The 23804-nt window shown below is 65.8% G+C and carries 25 protein-coding genes; 14 read left to right on the top strand and 11 right to left on the bottom strand.

Going from position 1 to position 23804, the window contains the following annotated elements:
- Positions 1-383 precede the first annotated feature (383 nt).
- The 3 genes from AC6LJ2_RS27395 to flgA form a co-directional block, all read right to left on the bottom strand.
- The gene (locus AC6LJ2_RS27395; protein ID WP_498152580.1) at positions 384-860 is read right to left on the bottom strand and encodes a flagella synthesis protein FlgN; all 477 of its coding nucleotides are present in this window, start codon (positions 858-860) and stop codon (positions 384-386) included.
- Between the two features lie 53 nt (positions 861-913).
- A complete protein-coding gene (gene flgM / locus AC6LJ2_RS27390) occupies positions 914-1207 on the bottom strand; it encodes a flagellar biosynthesis anti-sigma factor FlgM (protein ID WP_263912012.1) in 294 nt (97 codons plus the stop codon).
- A 127-nt stretch (positions 1208-1334) separates the two neighbouring features.
- Positions 1335-2045 (bottom strand): flagellar basal body P-ring formation chaperone FlgA, encoded by a 711-nt coding sequence (gene flgA, locus AC6LJ2_RS27385; RefSeq protein WP_445658815.1) that lies wholly within the window; start codon positions 2043-2045, stop codon positions 1335-1337.
- Positions 2046-2213: 168 nt separating this feature from the next.
- Between flgA and flgB the strand changes: the two genes are divergently transcribed.
- From flgB to AC6LJ2_RS27315, 14 genes are all read left to right on the top strand, one after another.
- On the top strand, positions 2214-2621 hold the full coding sequence (gene flgB / locus AC6LJ2_RS27380) for a flagellar basal body rod protein FlgB (RefSeq protein WP_263912014.1): 408 nt from the start codon (positions 2214-2216) through the stop codon (positions 2619-2621).
- A gap of 22 nt (positions 2622-2643) precedes the next feature.
- On the top strand, positions 2644-3063 hold the full coding sequence (gene flgC, locus AC6LJ2_RS27375) for a flagellar basal body rod protein FlgC (RefSeq protein ID WP_263912015.1): 420 nt from the start codon (positions 2644-2646) through the stop codon (positions 3061-3063).
- Positions 3064-3120: 57 nt separating this feature from the next.
- Complete coding sequence (locus AC6LJ2_RS27370) at positions 3121-3819, top strand: flagellar hook capping FlgD N-terminal domain-containing protein (protein WP_498152579.1); 699 nt, start codon at positions 3121-3123, stop codon at positions 3817-3819.
- A gap of 70 nt (positions 3820-3889) precedes the next feature.
- Entirely contained in the window at positions 3890-5377 is a 1488-nt protein-coding gene (locus AC6LJ2_RS27365) for a flagellar hook-basal body complex protein (RefSeq protein WP_263912018.1), read from the top strand.
- Between the two features lie 38 nt (positions 5378-5415).
- Complete coding sequence (locus AC6LJ2_RS27360) at positions 5416-6177, top strand: flagellar basal body rod protein FlgF (protein ID WP_263912020.1); 762 nt, start codon at positions 5416-5418, stop codon at positions 6175-6177.
- A gap of 54 nt (positions 6178-6231) precedes the next feature.
- Entirely contained in the window at positions 6232-7017 is a 786-nt protein-coding gene (flgG, locus tag AC6LJ2_RS27355) for a flagellar basal-body rod protein FlgG (protein WP_020927340.1), read from the top strand.
- A complete protein-coding gene (locus AC6LJ2_RS27350) occupies positions 7017-7706 on the top strand; it encodes a flagellar basal body L-ring protein FlgH (RefSeq protein ID WP_263912021.1) in 690 nt (229 codons plus the stop codon). The genes flgG and AC6LJ2_RS27350 overlap by 1 nt, the downstream gene beginning before the upstream one ends.
- Positions 7707-7708: 2 nt before the next feature.
- Entirely contained in the window at positions 7709-8845 is a 1137-nt protein-coding gene (locus AC6LJ2_RS27345) for a flagellar basal body P-ring protein FlgI (protein WP_263912022.1), read from the top strand.
- A 5-nt stretch (positions 8846-8850) separates the two neighbouring features.
- On the top strand, positions 8851-9834 hold the full coding sequence (gene flgJ, locus AC6LJ2_RS27340; RefSeq protein ID WP_263912023.1) for a flagellar assembly peptidoglycan hydrolase FlgJ: 984 nt from the start codon (positions 8851-8853) through the stop codon (positions 9832-9834).
- A 73-nt stretch (positions 9835-9907) separates the two neighbouring features.
- Positions 9908-11584, top strand: a complete 1677-nt coding sequence (gene flgK / locus AC6LJ2_RS27335; RefSeq protein WP_263912025.1) for a flagellar hook-associated protein FlgK — start codon at positions 9908-9910, stop codon at positions 11582-11584.
- 47 nt (positions 11585-11631) lie between these two features.
- The gene (gene flgL / locus AC6LJ2_RS27330) at positions 11632-12891 is read left to right on the top strand and encodes a flagellar hook-associated protein FlgL (RefSeq protein ID WP_263912026.1); all 1260 of its coding nucleotides are present in this window, start codon (positions 11632-11634) and stop codon (positions 12889-12891) included.
- Between the two features lie 141 nt (positions 12892-13032).
- Complete coding sequence (locus AC6LJ2_RS27325) at positions 13033-14934, top strand: methyl-accepting chemotaxis protein (protein WP_498152578.1); 1902 nt, start codon at positions 13033-13035, stop codon at positions 14932-14934.
- A 103-nt stretch (positions 14935-15037) separates the two neighbouring features.
- Entirely contained in the window at positions 15038-16660 is a 1623-nt protein-coding gene (locus AC6LJ2_RS27320) for a methyl-accepting chemotaxis protein (RefSeq protein WP_498152577.1), read from the top strand.
- A 182-nt stretch (positions 16661-16842) separates the two neighbouring features.
- The gene (locus tag AC6LJ2_RS27315; protein ID WP_263912440.1) at positions 16843-18438 is read left to right on the top strand and encodes a methyl-accepting chemotaxis protein; all 1596 of its coding nucleotides are present in this window, start codon (positions 16843-16845) and stop codon (positions 18436-18438) included.
- 70 nt (positions 18439-18508) lie between these two features.
- Here the strand turns inward: AC6LJ2_RS27315 and fliR are convergent, their stop codons facing one another.
- The 8 genes from fliR to AC6LJ2_RS27275 all read right to left on the bottom strand — a co-directional run.
- Positions 18509-19297, bottom strand: coding sequence for a flagellar biosynthetic protein FliR (fliR, locus tag AC6LJ2_RS27310; RefSeq protein WP_263912441.1), 789 nt, complete (start codon positions 19295-19297; stop codon positions 18509-18511).
- Positions 19298-19331: 34 nt separating this feature from the next.
- On the bottom strand, positions 19332-19601 hold the full coding sequence (gene fliQ, locus AC6LJ2_RS27305) for a flagellar biosynthesis protein FliQ (protein WP_175135941.1): 270 nt from the start codon (positions 19599-19601) through the stop codon (positions 19332-19334).
- Between the two features lie 13 nt (positions 19602-19614).
- Positions 19615-20403 carry a flagellar type III secretion system pore protein FliP gene (gene fliP / locus AC6LJ2_RS27300; RefSeq protein WP_445658819.1) on the bottom strand — a complete coding sequence of 263 codons (789 nt, stop codon included), beginning with the start codon at positions 20401-20403 and terminating at the stop codon, positions 19615-19617.
- Positions 20404-20426: 23 nt separating this feature from the next.
- A complete protein-coding gene (gene fliO, locus AC6LJ2_RS27295) occupies positions 20427-20750 on the bottom strand; it encodes a flagellar biosynthetic protein FliO (RefSeq protein WP_025138877.1) in 324 nt (107 codons plus the stop codon).
- A 13-nt stretch (positions 20751-20763) separates the two neighbouring features.
- Positions 20764-21312, bottom strand: coding sequence for a flagellar motor switch protein FliN (gene fliN / locus AC6LJ2_RS27290; protein ID WP_025138876.1), 549 nt, complete (start codon positions 21310-21312; stop codon positions 20764-20766).
- Positions 21305-22312, bottom strand: a complete 1008-nt coding sequence (fliM, locus tag AC6LJ2_RS27285; protein WP_263912443.1) for a flagellar motor switch protein FliM — start codon at positions 22310-22312, stop codon at positions 21305-21307. Before fliM ends, fliN begins: the two co-directional genes overlap by 8 nt.
- A gap of 2 nt (positions 22313-22314) precedes the next feature.
- Positions 22315-22926, bottom strand: a complete 612-nt coding sequence (gene fliL / locus AC6LJ2_RS27280) for a flagellar basal body-associated protein FliL (protein WP_263912445.1) — start codon at positions 22924-22926, stop codon at positions 22315-22317.
- Positions 22927-23096: 170 nt separating this feature from the next.
- A partial coding sequence (locus tag AC6LJ2_RS27275; protein WP_498152576.1) for a flagellar hook-length control protein FliK occupies positions 23097-23804 on the bottom strand: 708 nt, incomplete at its 5' end.

Raw genomic sequence — 23804 nt, 5'->3', positions numbered from 1 at the left:
CCCCTCACTCCATGCAAGCTCCAGACGAAATCCTTCTGGGCCATATCCACGCCTACAAAATCTACGACTTCGGTGCTGTCTTGGCTAACCATCGCGTCTGTCATGTCCCATCCTTGCAACATTCGAAGTTGTCTTCGGGTAACTGTTCGGGCTTAGTGACAAACACGGCGGACTGTACGCCCCAATGCTCGGGGACGAGCTCTAGGCTCAAAGGGGGAACGGGCTGTACAGGGCCGATCAAACGAACTTCATACCCAACACGTCAAAGCATACAAGGGGGCTCGCCCCGCCTTGGGGCGGCCCGGCGGCGGGGCGGTTCCTTGCGGATAGCCCAAAGAAACAAGCCCGCTGATGCGGGCTGTTTTCTTTGGGCGGGCTGACGGTCAGCCGGCGACGATGGGCTTGCGGCCCGGGGCGCTGCGGGCGCCGCGGCCTTGCGCGTCGTAGGTGGACGTGACGCCCATGCCGCCCAGGTTGCGCAGGGCGTCCAGCGATTGCTGGTTGTAGCGCATGTGCACGTCGATCAGCGCGCCATTGCGCATGTTGATCTCGTTGGCCGACGCGGACTTGCTGAGCAGCGCCTGCCACACGCCCGACAGTTGCGGGTGCAGTACGGCAGCCTGTTCGGTACCGGTGTGTCCGGCGGGCAGGCCAAGTTCGGCCAGCAGGCCGTCGCGGGCGTGGCTCAGGTCGACCAGTTGCTGGGCCACGTTGCCCTTGCGTTCGGTGACGTCATGCAGCGCGTCGACGTTGCCCGGTCCGACCAGCACCTTGGTTTCTTCTTCCAGGATGGCGGAGAACTCGGTGATCAGGACGTCTTCCTGCTTGAGGCAGGCTTGCAGGGAATCGACAGGGCTCATGGTCATGCGGGTCGGAAGATGAAACGGACGGGGCGACAGGCCTGCGAGCAGGCCTACTTCAACAGGTCACGGGCGCTGGCGATCAGGCCGTCAGCGATGCGGCTGGTGTCGATCTTGAGCTGGCCCGACGCAATGGCTGCGCGGATGGCCGCGACGCGTTCGACATTGATGTCGTTCGAGCCGTCCTGCAAGGCGAGCATTTTGCGCGATGCCGAGCTCAGCGCGACCTGCGAGCTGCTGGCGCTGCTACCGCCGCCGGCGCCATAGGCCTGGGCGACCGAGGACTCGGCGCGGGGGCTGATGGCGTCCGCCGAGATGGGCCGGTTGGGGGTCGAATTGATTTTCAAGGTTTTCTCCGCAGGGCGTCCTGGGTCGGTTTGCGACGGATCCGCCTACTTATGTCTCTGTAACGACAGGGTCGGAAGGAACTTTAGGGTAGACGAGCCCTCGCCGCCGCGCGATATGTAACATAGCCTAAAGTTGTATTTCGACCAGCCCGGCATTGCGCACGACACCCGTTACGACCTGTCCGCTGGCGGTGCGCACCTGCACCGTGGCGCCGGGCGCCGCGTTGTCCAGGGCCTGGCCTTCGCTGCTGACCACAAATCCGTTGCCGCGGGCGTTGATGCGCACGTTCGACCCCCGCGTGACCGACTGGGCGTTGCGCAGCGCGGCGCCCTTGACCGGCTGGCCGGCATTGATGCGATAGGCCGCCGTCATGCCCACCACGGTATCCGGGTTGGTGATGACGCCCGGGGGCAGGGCGACCAGGTCGCCGTCGCGCGGCGACAGGTCGGCTGGCGTCAGGGCCTGGCCGGCCGCGATCATGCGCGAGGCCACGTAGTAATAGCCCGGCACGCTGACCGTGGCCTGCACATAGGTGGTCCAGGACTTGGGCGCATTGCAGCGCACGCCCACGGTCATGCGCGAGCGCGGCTTCATGCCTGCGGGCATAAATGGGGACAAGGCATCGCAGGGCGCCAGCCGCTCGACCCTGGGCGGGTCGATGGCGACCGACGGCTGGCCGGACAGGCCCGCCAGCTGTTCCAGCAGATAGGTCTGCGCGGCAATGACGATGGCTTCGGGCGCCTGGACGGCCTCTTGCGCCTGGGCCGCGGCGGTGGGGGCCAGGATCAGGGCGGCCAGGCAGGCGGCGCGCGCGCGAAGGCTTGCGGGGAATTTCATGATGACTGAATTGTAGAAGCCCGCGTCACTTGGCAATACGTGAATTGGATGAGAAATGACGGGTTATTTGGCTGATTGTGTTCCGGCCGCGACCCCTATGATGCCGTCATCCAATGGGATAACGGTGCGTCCGCTGTCCCGGGTTTCATCCGTATTGAAGGCGATCCGATGCTAGACAGGCTTAACGAAGATTTCCGCTTCTACCAGCAGTCCCTGGGACTGCGCGCGCAGCGCCAGGAAGTGCTGTCCTCGAACATCGCCAACGCCGACACGCCCAACTACAAGGCGCGTGACTTCGATTTCAAGGCGGCGATGCAGAACGCCATGGAAGGCACCAAGCGTCTGCCGGACACGTCGCTCACGCTGACGTCGGCGCGCCACATCCCCGCCAAGGCCGTGTCGCAGGGTCCGACGGACCTGCTGTACCGCCTGCCGTACCAGCCCAGCATGGACGGCAACACGGTGGACATGGACATCGAGCGCGTCCAGTTCGCCGACAACACCTTGCACTACCAAAGCACCATGCAGCTGCTGTCGGGCCGTATCCGGACCATGATGGCCGCCATCCAGGATTGATTTTCATAGGGAGCCGCAGGCAATGTCCTTGTTGAGCATTTTCGATATCGCCGGTTCGGCGCTTAGCGCGCAATCGCAGCGCATGAACGTGGCGGCCAGCAACATGGCCAACGCCGACAGCGTGGTGGGCCCCGACGGTCAGCCGTACCGCGCCCGCCAGGTGGTGTTCCAGGTCAATCCTCCGGCCGGCCAGGCGCTGGGCCAGGAGATCGGCGGGGTGCGCGTGGCCGGCGTGGTGCAGGATCAGTCGCCCCTGAAGCAGGTCTACGACCCCAAGCATCCGCTGGCTGATGCCCAGGGTTACGTCAGCATGCCCAACGTCGATCCGGTGGCCGAAACGGTCAACATGATCGCGGCGTCGCGTTCCTACCAGGCCAACGTCGAAGTGCTGAACACCGCCAAGAGCCTGATGCAGAAGACGCTGACCATCGGTCAGTCCTGATTCCCACATTCCGCGCGCCGCGCCGCCCGCGCGGAATAATCCAGACAAAGTGAATTCATGACCACCGTCGATCAATCCACGAGCAAGACCGGCCTGGGCCTGGCGCAATCGGGCGCCAACGGCTCGTCCACCGCGCAAGGGCTGCAGGACCAGTTCCTGAAGCTGCTGGTGACGCAGCTGAAGAACCAGGATCCGCTGAACCCGATGCAGAACGCCGAACTGACGTCGCAGCTGGCGCAGATCTCCACGGTGGAAGGCATCAACAACCTGAAGAACACCATGCTGGCCATCAGCGGCCAGATCGACGTGTCGCAGTCCATGAACGCCGTTGCCATGATCGGCAAGGGCGTGCTGATCCCGGGTTCGACCGTCAAGGTGGGCGTGAACGCCGAGCATCCGACCGAGCGCGTGGTGACGCCGTACGGTATCGACCTGCAGGGCGATGCGACCAAGGTGCAGGTGCGCATTTCGGATGCCAACGGCGCGGTGGTGCGCACGATGGAACTGGGCCAGAAGGGCGCCGGCGTGTACACGCTGGATTGGGACGGCAAGAACGACGGCGGCGTGGCGCTGGACGCGGGCGCGTACACCGTGTCCGTGTCGGCGTCGGATGCCGACGGCAAGAAGGTTTCTGCGGAAATGCTGAAGTTCGGCCAGGTCAAGAGCGTGGCGTACTCCACCAACGGCCTGCGTCTGGATCTGGGCCTGGACGGCCAGACCAGCATGCTGGACGTGCGCAAGGTGATCGGCGCCTGAGGCGGGCCGGTTTGATTATCAGCCGGCGCCACGGCGGCGGTTTCCACATTAGAGATTAGCGAGAGAAAACATGGGCTTCGGACAAGGATTGAGCGGCTTGAACGCCGCAGCGCAGAACCTGGACGTCATCGGCAACAACATCGCCAACTCGGGCACCGTCGGCTTCAAGTCGTCGACCGCGTCGTTCGCCGACGTGTACGCCAGTTCGCGGGTGGGCCTGGGCACCAAGGTGTCGGCCATCACCCAGCGCTTCACCGTGGGCACCGTGAACGGTGGCGGCGGCGAATACGACATCGCCATCGACGGCGCCAAGGGCATGTTCCGCGTCACCGACCAGAGCGGCGCCGTGATGTACACCCGCAACGGCGAATTCCTGGTCGACAAGAACAACTTCATCGTCAATGCCCAGGGCTACCGCCTGACCGGCTACCCCGCCGGCGCGATCGGCGCCAACCCGGTCGAGCTGCAGCTGCCCACCGCCAACGTGGCGCCCAAGGCGACCACCACCGCGACCACCGTGGCCAACCTGGACGCCAACGCCAAGGTCATCTACGAAACCAACACCGTGACCTCGCCGGCCGTGAACGGCTCGGTGACGATGACCGGCACGACGCCGCCGTCGCCCGCCACGCAGTACGACTTCACCCGCGACCCCGTGGGCAATATCGTGTGGGTGAACCAGCCGCCGGCCGGCACCTATGGCGCCGCGCCCAACCTGGTCACCATCGACGCCGCCGGCGCCGTCACCACGGGCGACCTGGCCCAGGTGCCGGGCTACAAGAACTATACGGCCGCCGTGACCGAAGTCGGCAAGCCGTTCGACCCCAAGGTCACCAGCAGCTACACCAATGCGTCGCCCATGACGGTCTTTGACTCGCTGGGCAACTCGCACCAGGTGATGCAGTACTTCGTCAAGCGCGCGGCTGACGCCGCGGGCAACAGCACCTACGACGTCTATTACACGATGGACGGCCAGGCCATGGCGCCGACCACCCAGGCGGCCGGCGTGTGGGGCAACCCGACCAAGTTCACGTTCAACAAGGCCGGCGTGATGACCAGCGCCACCACGGTGAACCTGTCGTTCGCGACCCCGGGCGGCGGCACCACGCCCGCCGATCCGCTGGCAATCGCCGTGAACTACACCGGCACGACCCAGTACGGCAGCGCCTACGCGCTCAAGGCCGTGCCGGACGGCTACACCTCGGGTGAATTCCGCGGCATCAACATCGGCGCCGACGGCAGCCTGGTGGCCGACTACACCAACGGCGAAACGTCCGTGGTGGGCACCATCGTGCTGGCCGACTTCGCCAACCTGCAAGGCCTGCAGCCGGTGGGCAACAACGCCTGGAAGGAAACCTCGACCTCGGGCCAGCCGATCCTGGGCCAGCCGGGCAGCAACGGCCTGTCCAAGGTGGTGGGCCAGGCGACCGAAGCCTCGAACGTGGACATGAGCAAGGAGCTGGTCAACATGATCATCGCCCAGCGCACCTACCAGGCCAACTCGCAGACCATCAAGACCCAGGACGAAATCATGCAAGTCCTGATGAACCTGAAGTAATGGCTGACGGGCAAGCGACGACACCGACGGAATAGGCAATGGATCGAATCATCTACACCGCCATGAATGGCGCAGCGCGGATCACGGAGCACCAGGCCGCGCTCTCCAACAACATGGCCAACGTGAACACGCCGGGCTTTCGCGAGCAGATCGCGCTGTACCGGTCGGTTCCGGTGAACGACGGCGTGAGCCTGCCGACGCGTGTCTCGACGGTGGCGTCCACGCCCCGCAACAACTTCGAAATGGGCAACATGCAGACCACGGGCCGCGACCTGGACGTGGCCCTGGCCAGCTCGAACGGCTGGATCGCCGTGCAGACCCCGCAGGGCGAGGCCTATACCCGCGCCGGCAGCCTGCAGGTGGGTGTGAACGGCCTGTTGCAGACGTCCCTGGGCCAACCGGTGATGTCCGACCAGAACGGCATCATCGACGTGCCCGACCAGGCCTCGCTGACGATCACCTCCGACGGCACGATCACCGCCATCGGCGCGGGCGACGCGCCCAACAACATCCTGAACCTGGGGCGCATCAAGCTGGTCAATCCGCCGGAAGCGCAACTGGTGCATGGCGACGACGGCGTGTTCCGCCTGGCGCCGGTCAATGGCCAGCCGGCGCCGCCGGTGCCTGCCGACCCCAGCCTGCGGGTGCTGTCCGGCGTGCTGGAAGGCAGCAACACCAACCCCATGGCGGCGATGGTGGGCATGATCGAAAACGCCCGCCGCTTCGAGCAGCAGATGCAGGTGGTGCAGCAGGCGGATCGCAACGCCGAGCGCGCCAACGGCATCCTGTCGGTCAGCTGATCCCCATAAAAATTTTCGCGGGCGGCCCGGCCGCCGCAGCAGGAGTACTACACCATGATGCGTTCACTGTGGATTGCCAAGACGGGCCTGGAAGGTCAACAGACCTCGATGGACGTCATTTCCAACAACCTGGCCAACGTCTCGACCAACGGCTTCAAGCGCGGCCGTGCCGTGTTCCAGGACCTGATGTACCAGACCCTGCGCCAGCCGGGTGCCCAGGTGGGCGATGCCACGCAGCTGCCCTCGGGCCTGCAGCTGGGCACGGGCGCGCGCGTGGCCGCGACCGAACGCATCCACACCACCGGCGGCCTGAACAACACCGGCGGCGAACTGGACGTGGCGATCAACGGCCGCGGCTTCCTGCAAGTGGAACTGCCTGACGGCACCCAGGCCTACACCCGCGACGGCGCGCTGCAACGCGACCAGAACGGCCAGCTGACCACGGTCAGCGGCTACGTGATCCAGCCGCCGATGAACGTGCCGGACAACGCCTTGTCGATCTCGATCGGCAAGGACGGCATCGTGTCGGTGACCCAGCCGGGCGCTGCCGGCGTGAACGTGCAGATCGGCCAATTGCAGATCGCCACGTTCATCAACCCGACCGGCCTGCAAAGCGTGGGCGAGAACCTGTACCTGGAAACCGACGCCTCGGGCCCGGCCAACCTGCTGCAGCCCGGCGTGGACGGCGCCGGCACGTTCATGCAGAACTACGTGGAAACGTCCAACGTGAACGTCGCTGAAGAGCTGGTCAACATGATCACCACCCAGCGCGCCTACGAAATGAACAGCAAGGCCGTCAAGACCTCGGACGAAATGCTGGCCCGCCTGACCCAACTGTGATGCCCATGTCTGTCCTGCGCCTGGTTTCGAGTGCGGCCCTGGCTTTGCTGGTGGCCGGTTGTGCCATGATTCCGCCCGAACCCATCGTGACCGGGCCGACGACGGCGGCGCCGCCGCCGCCGCCGATGCCCATGGCGCAGCCCACGGGCTCGATCTACCAGCCCACGACGTACGGCAACTATCCGTTGTTCGAGGATCGCCGGCCGCGCAACGTCGGCGATATCGTCACCATCGTGCTCAACGAGAAGACGAATGCCTCCAAGAACGTGGCCACCAACACCAACCGCAGCGGCAACGCCAGCCTGGGCATCGCCGCCGCGCCGTCCTTCATGGACAGCTGGGCCAACGCCAACCTGAACCTGGATGCCAAGGGCGGCAACGTATCCCAGGGCAAGGGCGACAGCACGGCCAACAATGCGTTCACCGGCACCATCACCACCACCGTGGTGGGCGTGATGTCCAACGGCAACCTGCAAGTGGCCGGCGAAAAGCAGATCGCCATCAACCGGGGCAGCGAGTACGTGCGCTTCTCGGGCGTGGTCGACCCGCGTTCGATCACCGGAACGAACACCGTGTCGTCCACCCAGGTGGCCGATGCCCGCATCGAATATCGCAGCAAGGGCGTCATGGACGAAGTCCAGACCATGGGCTGGCTGCAACGCTTCTTCCTGATCGCTTCGCCGTTCTGACCATGAAACAACCCACTCCGATTTCCGCCGTGCTGTCCCTGCTGGCCCGCCTGTGCGTGGCGGCCGGCCTGTTGGCCGGCGCTTCGGCGGCGCACGCCGAGCGGCTCAAGGACCTGGCGTCGATCCAGGGTGTGCGCGGCAACCAGCTGATCGGCTATGGCCTGGTGGTGGGGTTGGACGGCAGCGGCGACCAGGTGCGCCAGACGCCGTTCACGCAGCAGAGCCTGACCAACATGCTGTCGCAGCTGGGCATCACCGTGCCCGCCGGCAGCAATATGCAGTTGAAGAACGTGGCGGCCGTGATGGTCACCACCACCTTGCCGGCGTTTGCCCGGCCCGGCCAGACGCTGGATGTGGTGGTGTCGTCCATGGGTAACGCCAAGAGCCTGCGCGGCGGCACCTTGCTGATGACTCCGCTCAAGGGCGCCGACAGCCAGGTCTACGCCATCGCCCAGGGCAACATACTGGTCGGCGGCGCGGGCGCGTCGGCCGGCGGTTCCAGCGTGCAGATCAACCAGCTCAACGGCGGCCGCATCAGCGCGGGCGCCATCGTCGAGCGCGGCGTGCCGACCACCTTCGCCCGTGACGGCTACATCTACCTGGAAATGAACAACACCGACTTCGGCACCGCCCAGAACGTGGTGGCGGCGCTGAACCGCAAGTTCGGCCAGGGCACGGCCACGGCGCTGGACGGTCGTGTGGTGCAGGTGCGCAGCCCGATGGAACAGGCCTCGCAGGCCCGCTTCCTGTCCCAGATCGAAGACCTGCAGGTGACGCGCGCGCCGACGGTGGCCAAGGTCATCATCAACGCCCGCACCGGTTCGGTCGTCATGAACCGCACGGTCATGATCGAAGAGGCCGCCGTGGCCCACGGCAACCTGTCGGTCATCATCAACCGCCAGAACCAGGTGTCGCAACCGGACACGCCCTTCACGGAAGGGCAGACGGTGGTGGTGCCGAACACCCAGATCGAAGTGCGCCAGGACAACGGTTCGCTGCAACGCGTGACCACCAGCGCCAATCTGGCTGACGTGGTCAAGGGCCTGAACGCCCTGGGCGCCACGCCGCAAGACCTGCTGGCCATTCTGCAGGCCATGAAGAGCGCCGGGGCGCTGCGCGCCGAACTCGAGATCATCTGACCGCCATGGCCTACACCAACGACGCCGCGCGCGTGGGCAGCCGCCAGGACTCCGTGTTCGACATGGGGCGCCTGTCGGACCTGAAGCGCGATGTGACCCGCGACCCCGACGGCCCCGGCACCGACCAGCAAAAGCAGGTCGCCAAGCAGTTCGAGGCCCTGTTCCTGCAGATGATGCTCAAGCGCATGCGCGAGGCCACGCCCAAAGAGGGCCTGTTCGACTCGCAGCAGACGCAGATGCTGCAATCCATGGCTGACGAGCAACTGGCGCTGCACCTGGCCACGCCGGGCATCGGCCTGTCGAAGTCGATCCTGGCGCAGATGCAGCAGGGCAAGCCGGGCGACCTGTCCGCCGACGCGGTCAAGAACCTGGGGCAGGGCGCCGATTTCGATTTCCGCACCGGCAGCTCGCGCGAGGTGTCCGCGCTGATGGACGTGATGCGCAACAACCGCGCCAGCGACCGGGCCCTGGCCGCAGCCGAGGGCGCGCCCGAACATGTCATCAACTTCGTCTCGAAGATGTCGCGCGCGGCCAACCTGGCCTCGCAGCAAAGCGGCGTGCCGGCCCGGCTCATCATGGGCCAGGCCGCGCTGGAGTCCGGTTGGGGCCAGCGCGAGATCAAGCATCCGGACGGCAGCACCAGCTACAACCTGTTCGGCATCAAGGCCGGCGCCAGCTGGAAGGGCAAGGTCGTCAATGTGCTGACCACCGAATATGAAGACGGTGTCGCGAAAAAGGTGACGCAACCCTTCCGGGCCTACGCGTCGTACGAAGAATCCTTTGCGGACTATGCCCGCCTGATCGGTAACAGCCCGCGCTACGAAAGCGTGACCCAGGCGCGCAACGAGATCGAGGCCGCGCGCCGCATCCAGGCCGCCGGCTATGCCACCGACCCGCAGTACGCACAGAAATTGATCGGTGTCATGGGCCAACTGCGAGGCGCCGCCGCCAAGGTCGATATTTCGCGCCAGATGTTGGAAGGACTCTAAATTTGGACCATCTGCTGCCGTTAAGCAGGTATCCAGACATATCAGTTGCGGTTACATACGGGGCATTGTCAGCATGAATCTGTATAAATTGGCATTGGGCGGGCTGAACGCGTCCCAGGCAGGCCTGGCCACCACCAGCCACAATATCAACAATGCCACCACGGTCGGTTACAACCGTCAGCGCGTCATGATCTCGACCGCCGGCGCCCAGGCCACCAGCAACGGCTACATCGGCCGCGGCGTGCAGGTGGACACCGTTGTGCGCAGCTACGACAGCTTCCTGTACAAGCAGCTGGTCGGCGCGCAAGGCAGCGGTGCCCAGTTGCAGGCCCAGTTCGACCAGGTCTCGCAGGTCAACAACCTGTTCGCCGACCGCACCGTGGGCATTGCCCCGGGCCTGTCCAATTTCTTCACCAGCATGAACACCGTGGCCAGCAAGCCGGCCGACCCCGCGGCCCGCCAGGACTTGCTGGGCAAGGCCAACAGCATGGCCACCCAGATCCGTTCGGCCTACCAGGAAATGCAGAACCAGCGCCTGGGCCTGAACACGCAGATCTCCACGACGGTGGACCAGGTCAACAGCTACCTGACTCGCATCGACGACCTGAACACCCAGATTTCGACCGCTCGCGCCAAGGCCGGCGGCAATCCGCCCAACGACCTGATGGACCAGCGCGACCAGGCCGTGTCGGAGCTGAACCAGCTGATCGGCGTGACCACCTACGAGCAGGGCGACAAGATCAACATTTCGCTCGCCTCGGGCGGGCAGGCGCTGCTGTCGGGCCAGACCATCTACCCGCTGCAAGCGGTGTCTTCGTCCAAGGACGTGAGCCGCACCGTCATCGCCTACACGCTGCCGGCCGGTTCGGGCGGCAAGACCGTGTCGGTGGAATTGAACGATGCGGAGGTCACCGGCGGCAAGCTGGGTGGTCTGTTGCAGTTCCGCGCGACCTCGCTGGACGTGATGCAGGCGCAGCTGGGCCAGATGGCCGTAGGCCTGGCGTTGTCGTTCAACGACCAGCACAAGCAGGGCCTGGACACCGCCGGCAACCCCGGCACCGACTTCTTCAGCGTCGGCAAGCCCCAGGGCGTGCCGAACGCCAATAACAAGAGCGGTGCGCAGATCAGCGGCACGTTCACCAACGTGAACAACATCAACGCCAAAGACTACGAGATCGCGTTTGACGGCACCAACTACATGGTGACGCGCCTGCCGGAAGGCACCCAGGTGTACAACGGCCCGGCCAACGGCACCCCGCCGACCGCGACCCTGAACCTGGACGCCGAAATGGGCGTCACCCTGACGATCGATGCACCCCCCCAGGCTGGCGACAAGTGGTCGCTGTCGCCTACCCGCGACGCTGCCCGCGATATCAACGTGCTGATCACCGATCCGAACAAAATCGCCGCGGCCGACGCCACCGGCGGCGACGCCAACGGCAAGAACGCCCTGAAGCTGGCGCAGCTGCAGACGGCCAAGGTGCTGGGCCACGGCACGATGAGCATCAACGAGATGTTCTCGCAGGTGGTCAACACTGTCGGTGTGCAGACGCAGCAGATCAAGTCGGCGGCCACCGCCCAGGCCAACCTCATCACGCAGAAGCTGGAAGCGCAGCAAGCCGTGTCGGGCGTGAACCTGAATGAAGAATACGTAAGCCTGTCGCTCTACCAGGAGCAATACCAGGCAAGCGCTCGCATCATCGACGTAGCAAGCACGTTGTTCGACACGCTGCTGGGTTTGCGCGGCTGATCGGGCCGTTGAATCGTGACCAATAAAGATAAATTCGGAGCTTCCCCATGCGCCTGAGCACCTCCATGATGTATTCGAACGGCCTGAAGGGCGTTCTTTCTCAGGAATCCGACATGAACCGCCTGGTCGAGCAGGTGGGCAGCGGCAAGAAGTTCCTGACCCCCGCCGACGACCCGCTGTCGGCGTCGCTGGCGATCAACGTCGCACAGACGCAGAGCATGAACTCGACGTACTCGCTGAACCGCGGTACGGCCAAGACCAATCTGGGCCAGGAAAACAACATCCTGGATTCGATCACGACGGCGCTGGCCGACGTGCGTACCCGCGTCGTGCAGGCCGGTAACGGCACCTTCGCCGACAGCGATCGCCAGGCCCTGTCCACGGCCCTCAAGAGCGCCCGCGACGCGCTGCTGGGTCTGGCCAACAGCACCGACGGCAACGGCCAATACCTGTTCTCCGGCTACCAGGGCGGCGTGATTCCGTACGCCCAGGACGCCAACGGCAAGATCGTCTACAGCGGCGCCACCGGCGAGCGCACCGTGCAGGTCGACCAGTCGCGCCAGATGTCGACCAGCGACCTCGGCAGCGACATCTTCAATCGCGCCAATCCGGGCTCGCAGGCTTATGTCAGCACCGCCGCGTCGGCCAACAAGGGCACCGCGCAGTTCAGCACGGTGTCGGTGACGCCGGGCAGCCCCAACATCGGCAAGAATTTCAGCCTGCAATTTGAATCGGACCCCGCGACGGGCAACATGGGCTATCGGGTCATCACGACCTCGCCCAACGCCAATCCGCCAGTGCCGCCCGTCATCAACCCGGCGCCGCCGGCTGTGCCGACCCCCTACAAGCCGGATTCGTCGATCGATTTCGGCGGCGTGGCAGTGACGGTCAAGGGCACGCCGCAGAACGGCGACGTGATCGACGTCGAGAGCATGCAGTCCGCCAACGTCGACATGTTCAACACGCTGGACAGCCTGATCAAGACGCTGGATTCGCCGATTGCCGGCGACGCCGTGGCCCTGGCCAAGCTGACCAATGAACTGGCCACGGCCAACAAGAAGCTGTCCAACACCTACGACAACGTGCAGACGGTCGCGGCTTCGGTCGGCGCCCGCATGAATGAACTGGAAGCGCTGGACGGCACGGGTGTCCAGAAGGGCTTGTCGTATTCCAAGTCCTTGTCGGACCTGGAAGACCTGGATTACTACTCGGGCGCCAGCCAGCTGGCGCTGCGCCAGGTGGCGCTGCAGGCCGCATCGGCGGCGTTCATGACGATCCAGGGTTCCAGTCTGTTCAGCCGCAAGTAATGCGGTGAGTCCATAGGCCGCGCCCGGAAGGCGCGGCAAGTTGCGCCCTTACGGACGCTTCCGGTGCCGAACCGGAGCGTCCGTGTGTGCGTGCAGGGTAGGAAATTTGTCGTTTCACGCTGCATAACGCTCGGATATTTCATGCTTGTCAATTTGAAAGTTCGCACCTGCATAGTTCTGGTGCTGTTGCTCTTCACGGGCGCCATGTTCGTCTCCAACGGCGTGGCGTGGTTGGGGTTGAATTCCAGCAATGACAAGCTGGAACAGATCAACCGCGCGTATTCGGACCAGGCAGTGCCCCTGAACCGGGCCTACACCGTGTTCCTGCGCGCCCGCCTGCTGCTGTCGACGTCGCTGATGGACATGCAGCAGGGCAAGACCGAGCAGGCCACCCAGCAGGCCCAGCGCTCGGATGGCCTGATGCAGGATGCGTTCAAGATGATGGACGCCTTTCGCAAGACGCCGCAACTGCCCGGCACCGAGCCGTTGCTGCAGGCCGTGGATGCCGCGCTCAAGGAATACGAAAGCGTGCTCAAGCGCCAGTCGGCCGCACTGGCCGGCATGGCCATCCAGGACTACCTGAACCTGAACGACTCGGCCAGCAGCGTCAACACCAAATTCCGCGAAGCGGTTGATGCCTACCTGGGTTTCATCGACAAGCGCACCGATGAACTGGCGGCGCAGGCCGAGGTCGACCACAACATTTCGCGCATGGTCACGATTGCCTTGTTGGCGATTGCATTGTTGTTGGCGGCCGGATGCTGGATTTTCATCAGTCGTACGGTGCTGCGCCCGCTGCACGAGGCCAGCGACCATTTCGAAAAGATTTCGGGCGGCGACTTCACGGGCCGGATCGAGGTGCGCAGCACCAACGAGATCGGCCAGCTGTTCGCGGCGATCAAGCGCATGCAGGAAAGCCTGACCCGCACCGTGGCTTCGGTGCGCCGCGGCGTGGACGAGATCAACGTCGGTTCGCGCGAAATCTCCGCGGGCAACACCGACCTGTCCAGCCGCACCGAGCAGCAGGCGGCCTCGCTGGAAGAAACCGCGGCGTCGATGGAGCAGTTGGCCTCGACCGTGAAGCAGAACGCCGACAACGCGCGCCAGGCCAATCAACTGGCGGCCAGTGCATCGGACGTGGCCGAGCGCGGCGGTTCCGCCGTGGCCGAAGTGGTCAACACGATGCAAGGCATTTCGGCCAGCTCGCGCAAGATCTCGGAAATCGTGTCGGTCATCGATGGCATTGCGTTCCAGACCAACATCCTGGCGCTGAACGCGGCGGTGGAAGCCGCGCGTGCCGGCGAGCAGGGCAAGGGCTTTGCGGTGGTGGCGGGCGAAGTGCGCTCGCTGGCCCAGCGCAGCGCGCAGGCGGCCAAGGAAATCAAGGGCCTGATCGAGGATTCGGTCAGCAAGGTCGGTGCCGGTTCGCAGCAGGTGGAGCGCGCCGGGGCCACGATGCAGGAAATCGTGTCGTCCGTGAAGCGCGTGACCGACATCATGGGCGAGATCTCGGCGGCATCGGAAGAACAATCCAGCGGCATCGACCAGGTGAACCGCGCGGTCTCGCAGATGGACGAAGTGACGCAGCAGAACGCGGCGCTGGTGGAAGAAGCGGCGGCCGCGGCCGGCTCGCTGCAGGAACAGGCCCAGCGCCTGGCCGAAGCCGTGGCCGTGTTCAAGATCAACGCCGGTGCGGTCATCGACGTGCCGGCTCGCCCCTTGGCGGCCCCGGCGCGCGGCACCCCGCCGCGCGTTGCCGCGGCCTCGACGCCGGAAGCCGTGTCCCAGCCCGCGCCCGAAGCGGCTGCGAAGCCGGCGGCCGAGCCCGCGCCGGCGCCTGTCAAGCCTGCCGCCGCGACCGCGCCGCGCCTGGCGCAGCCGGCCCGCGCCAAGCCGACGGCCAATAGCGGCGCCACCGCCGCCCGTCCGCTGCGCCGCCCGGTCGTCAAGACCACCGACGCCACCGATGCCAAGCCGATCAAGCCTTCGCCCGCGGCGTCCCGCCGTGCGCCGCCCGCGGACGATGACTGGGAGTCCTTCTGACGGTAAGGCTGTCGGTGTCTTGAACAGGTAGCAGAGAACACACCCTTTTACGTTGGGGCGGCTCGTGAAGCGCCGCCCGGACGACCACCGGAACTATCGGAACATGTTTAGCAATCTGAAGGTGCGCACGGGCTTGATGCTTGCCCAATTGGCTGTGGCCGTGGCCGCGCTGGTTGCCATTGCGCTGGGCTGGAGCAACATGCGGTCCAACGCCGAGGCGATCAACGCCTTGGACAGCCTGAGCGTGCAGCAGAGCAATCTGATCAAGGACGCCTATGTGCAGATGCTGCGCGCGACCATCCGCGCCGACCTCGCCGCGGCGCAACGCGCGGCGGGCGACAAGGCCGGTGCGGCGGAAAACACCCGTACCGTGCAGCAGCTGATGACCGATGCCAGAAAGAAGCTGGAGAGCTTCAAGGCCATTCCGAAGATCACCGAGATCGGTCGCACCGCCGAAGGGCAATTGCTGTCCTCGTTCAATGGCTTTGCCGACGGCCTGCAGGCCATGCTGGCCGCACTGGATCGGGGCGACAATGCTGAATACCTGAGCCTGAAGAACACCAGGACGGCAGCCGCCAGCGGGGCATTTTCCAAGCAACTGAACGAGTTCGCGGCCACCATCACCACCTACAGCGAAGAGCAGGTGGCGGCGTCGCGTGCGCAGGCGACGGTGATGACGTATGTCTACATCGCCCTGGCGGTGGTGATCCTGCTGGTGTCGCTGGGCGCCTTCCTGTTCATGAACCGGGTGGTGCTGCGGCCGCTGCGCCAGGTGAGCGACAGCTTTGACCGCATCGCCGGCGGCGACCTGACCACGCGTGTGGAAGTCAATTCCACCAATGAGATCGGTGTGCTGATGGCCGCCGTCAAGCGCATGCAGGAAAGCCTGACCCGCACCGTGTCGGCCGTGCGCCGCGGCGTGGACGAGATCAACGTCGGTTCGCGCGAAATCTCCGCGGGCAACACCGACCTGTCCAGCCGTACGGAAGAGCAGGCGGCCTCGCTGGAAGAAACGGCGGCGTCGATGGAGCAGTTGGCCTCGACCGTGAAGCAGAACGCCGACAACGCGCGCCAGGCCAATCAGCTGGCGGCCAGCGCGTCGGACGTGGCCGAGCGCGGCGGTTCCGCCGTGGCCGAAGTGGTCAACACGATGCAAGGCATTTCGGCCAGCTCGCGCAAGATCTCGGAAATCGTCTCGGTCATCGATGGCATTGCGTTCCAGACCAACATCCTGGCGCTGAACGCGGCGGTGGAAGCCGCGCGTGCCGGCGAGCAGGGCAAGGGCTTTGCGGTGGTGGCGGGCGAAGTGCGCTCGCTGGCCCAGCGCAGCGCGCAGGCGGCCAAGGAAATCAAGGGCCTGATCGAGGATTCGGTCAGCAAGGTCGGCGCCGGTTCGCAGCAGGTGGAGCGCGCCGGGGCCACGATGCAGGAAATCGTGTCGTCCGTGAAGCGCGTGACCGACATCATGGGCGAGATCTCGGCGGCATCGGAAGAGCAATCCAGCGGCATCGACCAGGTGAACCGCGCGGTCTCGCAGATGGACGAAGTGACGCAGCAGAACGCGGCGCTGGTGGAAGAAGCCGCAGCCGCGGCCGGCTCGTTGCAGGAACAGGCCCAGCGCCTGTCCGAAGCCGTGGCCGTCTTCAAGATCAATGCCGGCGAAGTGATCGAAGTGCCGGCGCAGCAACTGGGCGGCTATCAGGCGCCCACGCTGACGCAGGATTGATCCGCGGCGGCCCGGCAGGGCCGCTGACCGGTCCCCATTCGCCCCGGCGCCCGATCGCGGCCGCCGGGGCGAAAGCTATTGGCCGTTAAGTTTTCGAAAATATTGACGTTAATGACAATAACGCCTGAAACCTGGCCGGTGAACAGGTTGTGGCTTATATGTGGTGTAACCGGAGACAAGCTGTGCGCGTGAACCTTCCAGTCAACAATGTGGAAACCAAGCTGCGTGAGGATCAGTACCTGATCTCGCGCACCGATACCAAGGGCCGCATCGTTTACGCGAATCCGGCTTTTGTCGAGGTCAGCGGATTCACCCGCGAAGAATTGATCGGCAAGGCCCACAACATCGTGCGCCATCCGGACATGCCGCCCGAGGCCTATGAAGACCTGTGGCAGACACTGGAGGCCGGCGAGTCGTGGCTGGGCCTGGTCAAGAACCGCCGCAAGGATGGGGGCTACTACTGGGTGCTGGCCAACGCCACGCCCATCGTCGAGAACGGCGAGGTCGTGGCGTATTCGTCGGTGCGCGTGCGCCCCAGCGAAGACCAGATCGAAATGGCCGAGGAACTGTATGCCCGCATCCGCGAAGGCCGTGCCCGCGGCGTGCGTATCGTGCGCGGCCGCCCGGTGCGGGCGGGCTGGCGCCGCAGCCTGGACCTGCTGGCCTTTCCGTTCAAGCGCAGCGTGCGCAGCCGCATGTTCCGCCATGCGCTGCTGTCCTCGGGCATCGTGGTGGCGGCGGGCGCCTACGGCCTGCGCGCCAACTGGGACACACTGGACGCGACCGGCGTCGGCCTGGCCTGCGGCTTGATCGCGCTGGGCGTGGCCGGGATCTTCGCGTTGGGCTGGAGCCTGTCGCGTTCGCTGCTGGATCCCCTGGTGGATGCGGCCAACATGGCCCGCCAGGTGGCTGCGGGCAACCTGACTACGCAGATCGTCGCGGATTCCGACGACGAGATCGGCAGCCTGAAGTTCTCGTTGGAAGTCATGCGCAAGAGCCTGGTCGGCATCGCCCAGGACGTGTACCGCGGCATCGAAGGCACCACCCAGGCGGCCGTGCATATCGCCCGTGGCAACCAGGAACTGGCCGGCCGCACCGAAGGCCAGGCGGCATCGCTGCAGCAGACCGCGGCCAGCATGGAGCAACTGACGTCGACCGTGCGCCAGAACGCGGACAATGCGCGCCAGGCCAACCAGTTGGCCGCCAGCAGCATGGACGTGGCGCGGCGGGGCGGCGTGGCGGTGGGGCAGGTGGTCAACACCATGCACGGCATTTCCGACAGCTCGCGCAAGATCGTCGACATCGTCAGCATCATCGAGGGCATCGCCTTCCAGACCAACATCCTGGCGCTGAACGCGGCCGTGGAAGCGGCCCGGGCCGGCGAGTCCGGCAAGGGCTTTGCGGTGGTGGCGGGCGAAGTGCGCAGCCTGGCGCAAAAGAGCGCGCAAGCGGCCAAGGAGATCAAGGGCCTGATCGAGGATTCGGTCGACCGCGTCACCGAAGGCTCGGCCCAGGCCGAACAGGCCGGCGCCACCATGGAAGAGATCGTGGCCGCCGTGCACCGCGTGACCGACATCATCGGCGAGATCTCGCAGGCCTCGCAGGAGCAGTCCAGCGGCATCGAGCAGGTGGACACCGCAGTGTCGCAGATGGATGTAATGACGGTGCAGAACACGGCCCTGGTGCAGGAACTGGGCGGCGCCGTGCTGCAACTGGGCAACCAGTCGGGCGCGCTGCGCGAGACGATCCGGGTGTTCCGCCTGACCGGCCAGCAGTAGCAGCGCGCGGCTCGCCCAGAACAAAGCCGGCCCGGTGGGGCCGGCTTTTTCACGCCGAAACAAGGACGGCCTACCGTCCCGCCAACGCGTCGGTCACCCGACTCATCGTCGACAGGCCGGATTCGAACAGCGCCTCCAGGAACGGCCCCGAGTTGGGCAACACCACGGTCAGCAGCACCACACCCACGATCAGGCTGACCGGAAAGCCCACCGAGAACACCGACAGCTGCGGCGCGGCGCGATTCAGGATGCCCATGGCCAGGTTGATCGTCAGCAGTGCGCAGATCAGCGGCAGCGCCAGCAGCAGGCCGGAAACGAACACGGTCTTGCCCCATTCGACCACGACACCCCAGCCGTTCTGGTGCAGCTGGATGGCCGCCACCGGCAGCGTGTCGAACGAACGCACCAGCGCGGCCAGCACCAGCAGGTGGCCGTCCAGCGCCAGGAAGGTCAGCATCGCCACGATATTGAACAGGCGCGACAGCACGGCGGTGTTGGCGCCGGTACTGGGGTCGAAGAACGAAGCGAACGACAGGCCCATCTGCAAGCCGACGAATTCGCCCGCGGTCTGCGCGGCGGCGAACACCAGGCGCATCGAAAAACCCATGGCGATGCCGATCAGCACCTGCTGCATCACCATCCACAGGCCGGCGAACGAGCCCGGGGCAATGGGCGGCGCGGGGTCCAGGGCCGGGCTGATGGCCACGGCCAGCACGAACGCCAGGCCGACCTTGACCTTGACCGGCACGGTGGATTCGGAAAAGAGGGGCGCGGTGCCGATCAGCGCCAGGATGCGCACGAACGGCCAGAGGAACTGGCCGATCCAGCCGTTGAGCTGTTCGATCGTGAAGGCAAACATGTGGACGCGTCCCCGGGGCCGGCGGCGCGTGCCGCTACGACACCAGGCCGGGAATCTGGCCGATGAGCTGGCGGATGTAGTCGACCATGATGCCGATCAGCCAGGGGCCCAGCAGTACCAGCACGCCGCACATGGCCAGCAGCTTCGGAATGAACGACAGCGTCATTTCGTTGATCTGGGTGGCGGCCTGGAAGATGCTGATCACCAGGCCCACGATCAGCGTGATGACCAGCAGCGGACCCGCCATCGCCAGCGCGACTTTCATCGCCTGGTAGGTCATGGTCATGACGGTTTCAGCGGTCATGGCGATTCCCCGGCTATTGGTAGAAGCTCTGGGCCAGCGAGCCCATGAGCAGGTTCCAGCCGTCGGCCAGCACGAACAGCATCAGCTTGAACGGCAGCGCCACGGTCACGGGCGGCACCATCATCATGCCCAGCGCCATCAGCACGCTGGCGACCACCAGGTCGATGATGAGGAACGGAATGAAGATGGTGAAGCCGATCTGGAACGCCGTCTTCAGTTCGCTGGTGATGAACGCTGGCACCAGGATGCGCAGCGGCACCTGCGACGGATCGTCCAGCGCCGGCTGCTTGGCCAGGTTGGCGAACAGCGACAGGTCGTTCTCGCGGGTCTGGTGCAGCATGAAGGTGCGCAGCGGGCCGGCGGCGCGCTCGACCGCGGTCTCGAACTGGATCGACCCTTCGGACAGCGGCTTGTAGGCGTCGGCGTAGATCTTGTCGAACACCGGCGACATCGTATAGAAGGTCAGGAACAGCGCCAGGCCGATCAGCACGTGGTTGGGCGGCGACATGGCGGTGCCCATCGCGCTGCGCAGCAAACCCAGCACGATGATGATGCGGGTAAAGCCCGTCATCATCAGCAACGCCGCCGGCAGGAACGACAGCGACGTCATCAGCAGCAGCGTCTGCATGCTGAGCGAGTAGGTTTCGGACCCGTTCGGGCCCGGCGTCGCGGTCAGCGCCGGCAGCGTGGCCTGGGCGACGACGCCGGCCGGAAACATCGCCAGGCCCAGCACCGCGGCGGCGCCCAGCATGGGCACGAGGTTGCGGCGGGCGCGGGGTAGGGTGCTTGTCGGCAAGCTCATGATCTGGGGAATACGGGCACCGTCTAGCGGCGCTTGAGCGCCTGGCCCAGCTTGGCCGCGAAGGCGGCGGCGGGCAGCGGCGCGCCCTGCGGCAGTTCGCCGGCGGGCAGGGTATGCAGGGGGGTGATCTGGCCGGGGCTTACGCCCACGACCAGCCAGGTGTTCTCGATTTCGACCACGACGATGCTCTGCCGCGCGCCGACCGGCATGCTGGCGACCTGCTTGAGCAGGTTGCCGCCGCCGCGCTGCGTGAGGCCGGCGCGGCGCGCCATCCAGGCCGCGGCCAGGATGGCGGCCAGCACCAGCACCAGGCCGATGATGACGCGCAGCAGGGCGGAATCGTTCATGGCGGACAACGCGTCAACGCCGGTTGTTCAGGCGGTTGATGCGTTCGGACGGGGTGATGATGTCGGTCAGGCGGATGCCGTACTTGTCTTCCACCACCACCACTTCGCCCTGGGCGATCAGGTAGCCGTTGACGAAGATGTCCATCGGCTCGCCGGCCAGGCCGTCCAGTTCGACCACCGAACCCTGGCCCAGCTGCAGCAGGTTCTTGATGGTCAGGCGGGTGCGGCCCAGTTCGACCGTCAGCTGGACGGGCACGTCCATGATCAGGTCGATGTCGGTACCGGTGCCGGCAGCGCTGCCGGCCAGGGGCTTGAACACCGATTGCGCCGCCGATTGCGCGGGGGCTGCGGCCGGTGCCGCGGGCGCGGGTGCGGGCGCAGCCGGCGCGGCAGCCGCGGGCGGCGTGGCGGCGGTCTGTTCGGCCATGGCCGCGGCCCAGTCGTCCTGGGGCTTCAGGCCATCCGCCTGGGTGGGCGGATTGGCGCGGGATTGTTCGGCGAGCGCGTCGGCCCAGTCGTCGGCCGGGGACGAGCCAGTGCCGGGCTCGTTCTTGTCAGTCATGGTCGGGGGCCTCGTTTGATTCGGTATCGTAGGTAAACATGTTTTGCACGCGCAGGGCGTACTGGCCGTTGAAGACGCCGTAGCCGCATTCCATCAGCGGTACGCCGTCGACGTTGGCGATGACGGTTTCCGGTACATCCACGGGCAGGATGTCGCCGACTTTCAGGCGCATCAGTTCGCGGATGTTGGACGGGATGCGCGCGAATTCGGCAACCACGTCGATATCGGCGCTGCGCACCTGGCGCGACAACTGCTGCGACCAGCGCTGGTCCACTTCTTCCAGCGTGGTTTCCTGCAGCGGCCGCGTGAGCAGGTCACGCACCGGCTCGATCATGGAATAGGGCAGGCAGATGTTCAGGTCGCCGCCGGTCGCGCCGAATTCGATATGGAACGAGGTGACGACCACCACTTCATTGTTGCCGGTGATGCTGGCGAACTTGGTGTGCATCTCCGAGCGGACATAGTCGAACTCGATCGGATAGACGGGGTCCCAGGACTTGCCGTAGCTTTCCAGGGTCAGGTTGAGCAGGCGCCGGATGATGCGCTGCTCGGTGGTGGTGAAATCACGGCCTTCGACGCGCGTGTGGTAGCGGCCATCGCCGCCGAACAGGCTGTCGATGACCAGGAACACCAGGTTCGGGTCGTACGTGAACAGGGCGGTGCCGCGCAGCGGCTTCATCTGCACCATGTTCAGGTTGCTCGGCACGGGCAGGTTGCGCTCGAAGTCCGCGTACTTCTGGATCTTGATCGAACCGACGGTGATGTCCGCGCTGCGGCGCATGAAGTTCAACAGCACGCTGCGCATCTGGCGCGCGAAACGCTCGTTGATGAGCTCCAGCGTCTGCATGCGCCGGCGCACCACGCGGTCGGGCGAGCTCAGGTCATAGGCGCGGGCGCCGTCGTTGGGACCCGCGGATTCCTTTTTGCTGTCGCTCTCGCCCGTGACGCCGGCCAGCAGCGCGTCGACTTCGTCCTGCGAAAGAAACGCCTCGTAGGCCATGCTTATTGCACCACGAACGCCGTGAACAGTACGTCGGTGACATACTGGCCGTCCGGCAGGGGCGAGAACGGACGGTTGACGGCTTGCTTGATGGCGTTGGCCATGTCGGTCTTGCCTTGTTGGGTCTGCACGCCGGTGGGCGATTGCGACGACAGCACCATCAGGATGCGGCTGCGCACTTCAGGCATGTACTTTTCCAGGCGCACGCGGGTCTGCTCGTCGCTGACGCGCAGCGTCAGGCCGACGTGCATGATGCGTTCGGTGTCGGCGTTCTGCAGCGTCACCGTGAAGGCTTCGATCGGCACGAAAATCGGCGCGGGCACGGCGGCCGGCGTGGCCGGCGGGGCCACGAACGTGGTCGGCGTGGCTTGCGGGCCCGCGGCGCCGGGCTGGCCCGGTTGGCCGGCGGGCGTCTGGCCCACGCCCAGTTGCACCGGCGCGCCGCCTTGCGGCTGCATGCGCTGGGTGATGAACCAGGTCGCGCCCGCGCTGGCGGCGGCCACCAGCAGCAGCACCAGGATCATGATCAACGGGCGAAGAATGCGGCCGATGCCGCCAGAGCGTGTCGGAAGCGGGCCGCGCGGCGGCATGGTTGTGGGTTTGGAAGTCGCCATCTCGGTGTCGATGCGTGTTTTGCCGCTGATGAAAACGGATTCTTAGTGGATGAAAGCATTCTGCCCGAAATCACGCCCCGGCTTGGAGGCGAAAAACAGGGCGAAAGCCGCGTATCTCAAGCTATTGCTGCACCGCCCGCAACCGTTGCCGGCTGCGGGCCGCGGGATTGTTACGCGAAGGTGTCGACCAACGCATTGGCGTTGCGCGGCGACGTCACGGCCACCGGCTGGCCATCGATCGCGCCATCGGCCACCGCGGCGCCATTGCCGCCGCCCTGGCGTTGCGAACCGCCGCCATTCTGTTGCGCGAATTCCTGCTGCGCGGCCTGTTCGCCGACGCTGGTCTGGCCCAGCGAGATGCCGGCCTGCGCCAGCGCCTGCTGCAATTGCGGAATCGCGGTTTCGATTGCCTGGCGCACGGACGCGTGGGCCGACACGAACGAGGCGCTGGCCACGCCGTCGGCCAGGTTCAGGCTGACGCGCAAGGGGCCCAGGTCCGGCGGATCCAGGCGCAGTTCGGCAGTCTGGGTGCCTTGGCGCACGTTGTTGCTCATCACCACCATCTGCTGGCCGAGCTCGGTGCCCCAGTGGGTGCCGCCCACGGGCGTGGCCACCTGCATGACGACCGGCACGGTAGGTACGGCCACGCTGGCGGGGTTGGCGATCGGGGCGGGCTGCTGGCGCTGGACGGCGGCGGCCACCGCCTGGGCCAGGTGGTCCTGCGGGCCGGTGGTGTGCTGCGGCACCTGGAATTGTTGCGCGGTGCTGAGCACCGGTTCGTTCGATTCTTCTTCGGTGCGCGCGTGCAGCGGGGCGGCGGGCGCGGCTTCGGCGGCCACGCGCGGGGTGGCGGCGCGCGGCACGGCGGCTTCGGGCGC

Source organism: Achromobacter sp. 1014246743, from assembly GCF_059760725.1.
The sequence above is the reverse complement of the archived record's forward strand: the minus strand, read 5'-3'. Positions and strand labels throughout refer to the sequence as shown.

Excerpts from the sequence above, each read along its gene's own strand:
- AC6LJ2_RS27395 (WP_498152580.1), bottom strand. The coding sequence starts at position 860 with ATGAGCCCTGTCGATTCCCTGCAAGCCTGCCTCAAGCAGGAAGACGTC.
- fliP (WP_445658819.1), bottom strand. The coding sequence starts at position 20,403 with ATGAGCTTGCCGACAAGCACCCTACCCCGCGCCCGCCGCAACCTCGTG.
- fliM (WP_263912443.1), bottom strand. The coding sequence starts at position 22,312 with ATGGCCTACGAGGCGTTTCTTTCGCAGGACGAAGTCGACGCGCTGCTG.
- flgC (WP_263912015.1), top strand. The coding sequence starts at position 2,644 with ATGTCCTTGTTGAGCATTTTCGATATCGCCGGTTCGGCGCTTAGCGCG.
- flgK (WP_263912025.1), top strand. The coding sequence starts at position 9,908 with ATGAATCTGTATAAATTGGCATTGGGCGGGCTGAACGCGTCCCAGGCA.
- flgA (WP_445658815.1), bottom strand. The coding sequence starts at position 2,045 with ATGAAATTCCCCGCAAGCCTTCGCGCGCGCGCCGCCTGCCTGGCCGCC.
- AC6LJ2_RS27325 (WP_498152578.1), top strand. The coding sequence starts at position 13,033 with ATGCTTGTCAATTTGAAAGTTCGCACCTGCATAGTTCTGGTGCTGTTG.
- AC6LJ2_RS27345 (WP_263912022.1), top strand. The coding sequence starts at position 7,709 with ATGAAACAACCCACTCCGATTTCCGCCGTGCTGTCCCTGCTGGCCCGC.
- flgB (WP_263912014.1), top strand. The coding sequence starts at position 2,214 with ATGCTAGACAGGCTTAACGAAGATTTCCGCTTCTACCAGCAGTCCCTG.
- fliO (WP_025138877.1), bottom strand. The coding sequence starts at position 20,750 with ATGAACGATTCCGCCCTGCTGCGCGTCATCATCGGCCTGGTGCTGGTG.
- flgJ (WP_263912023.1), top strand. The coding sequence starts at position 8,851 with ATGGCCTACACCAACGACGCCGCGCGCGTGGGCAGCCGCCAGGACTCC.
- AC6LJ2_RS27365 (WP_263912018.1), top strand. The coding sequence starts at position 3,890 with ATGGGCTTCGGACAAGGATTGAGCGGCTTGAACGCCGCAGCGCAGAAC.
- AC6LJ2_RS27350 (WP_263912021.1), top strand. The coding sequence starts at position 7,017 with ATGCCCATGTCTGTCCTGCGCCTGGTTTCGAGTGCGGCCCTGGCTTTG.
- AC6LJ2_RS27320 (WP_498152577.1), top strand. The coding sequence starts at position 15,038 with ATGTTTAGCAATCTGAAGGTGCGCACGGGCTTGATGCTTGCCCAATTG.
- AC6LJ2_RS27360 (WP_263912020.1), top strand. The coding sequence starts at position 5,416 with ATGGATCGAATCATCTACACCGCCATGAATGGCGCAGCGCGGATCACG.
- fliL (WP_263912445.1), bottom strand. The coding sequence starts at position 22,926 with ATGGCGACTTCCAAACCCACAACCATGCCGCCGCGCGGCCCGCTTCCG.
- flgG (WP_020927340.1), top strand. The coding sequence starts at position 6,232 with ATGATGCGTTCACTGTGGATTGCCAAGACGGGCCTGGAAGGTCAACAG.
- AC6LJ2_RS27370 (WP_498152579.1), top strand. The coding sequence starts at position 3,121 with ATGACCACCGTCGATCAATCCACGAGCAAGACCGGCCTGGGCCTGGCG.
- flgL (WP_263912026.1), top strand. The coding sequence starts at position 11,632 with ATGCGCCTGAGCACCTCCATGATGTATTCGAACGGCCTGAAGGGCGTT.
- fliQ (WP_175135941.1), bottom strand. The coding sequence starts at position 19,601 with ATGACCGCTGAAACCGTCATGACCATGACCTACCAGGCGATGAAAGTC.
- fliN (WP_025138876.1), bottom strand. The coding sequence starts at position 21,312 with ATGACTGACAAGAACGAGCCCGGCACTGGCTCGTCCCCGGCCGACGAC.
- fliR (WP_263912441.1), bottom strand. The coding sequence starts at position 19,297 with ATGTTTGCCTTCACGATCGAACAGCTCAACGGCTGGATCGGCCAGTTC.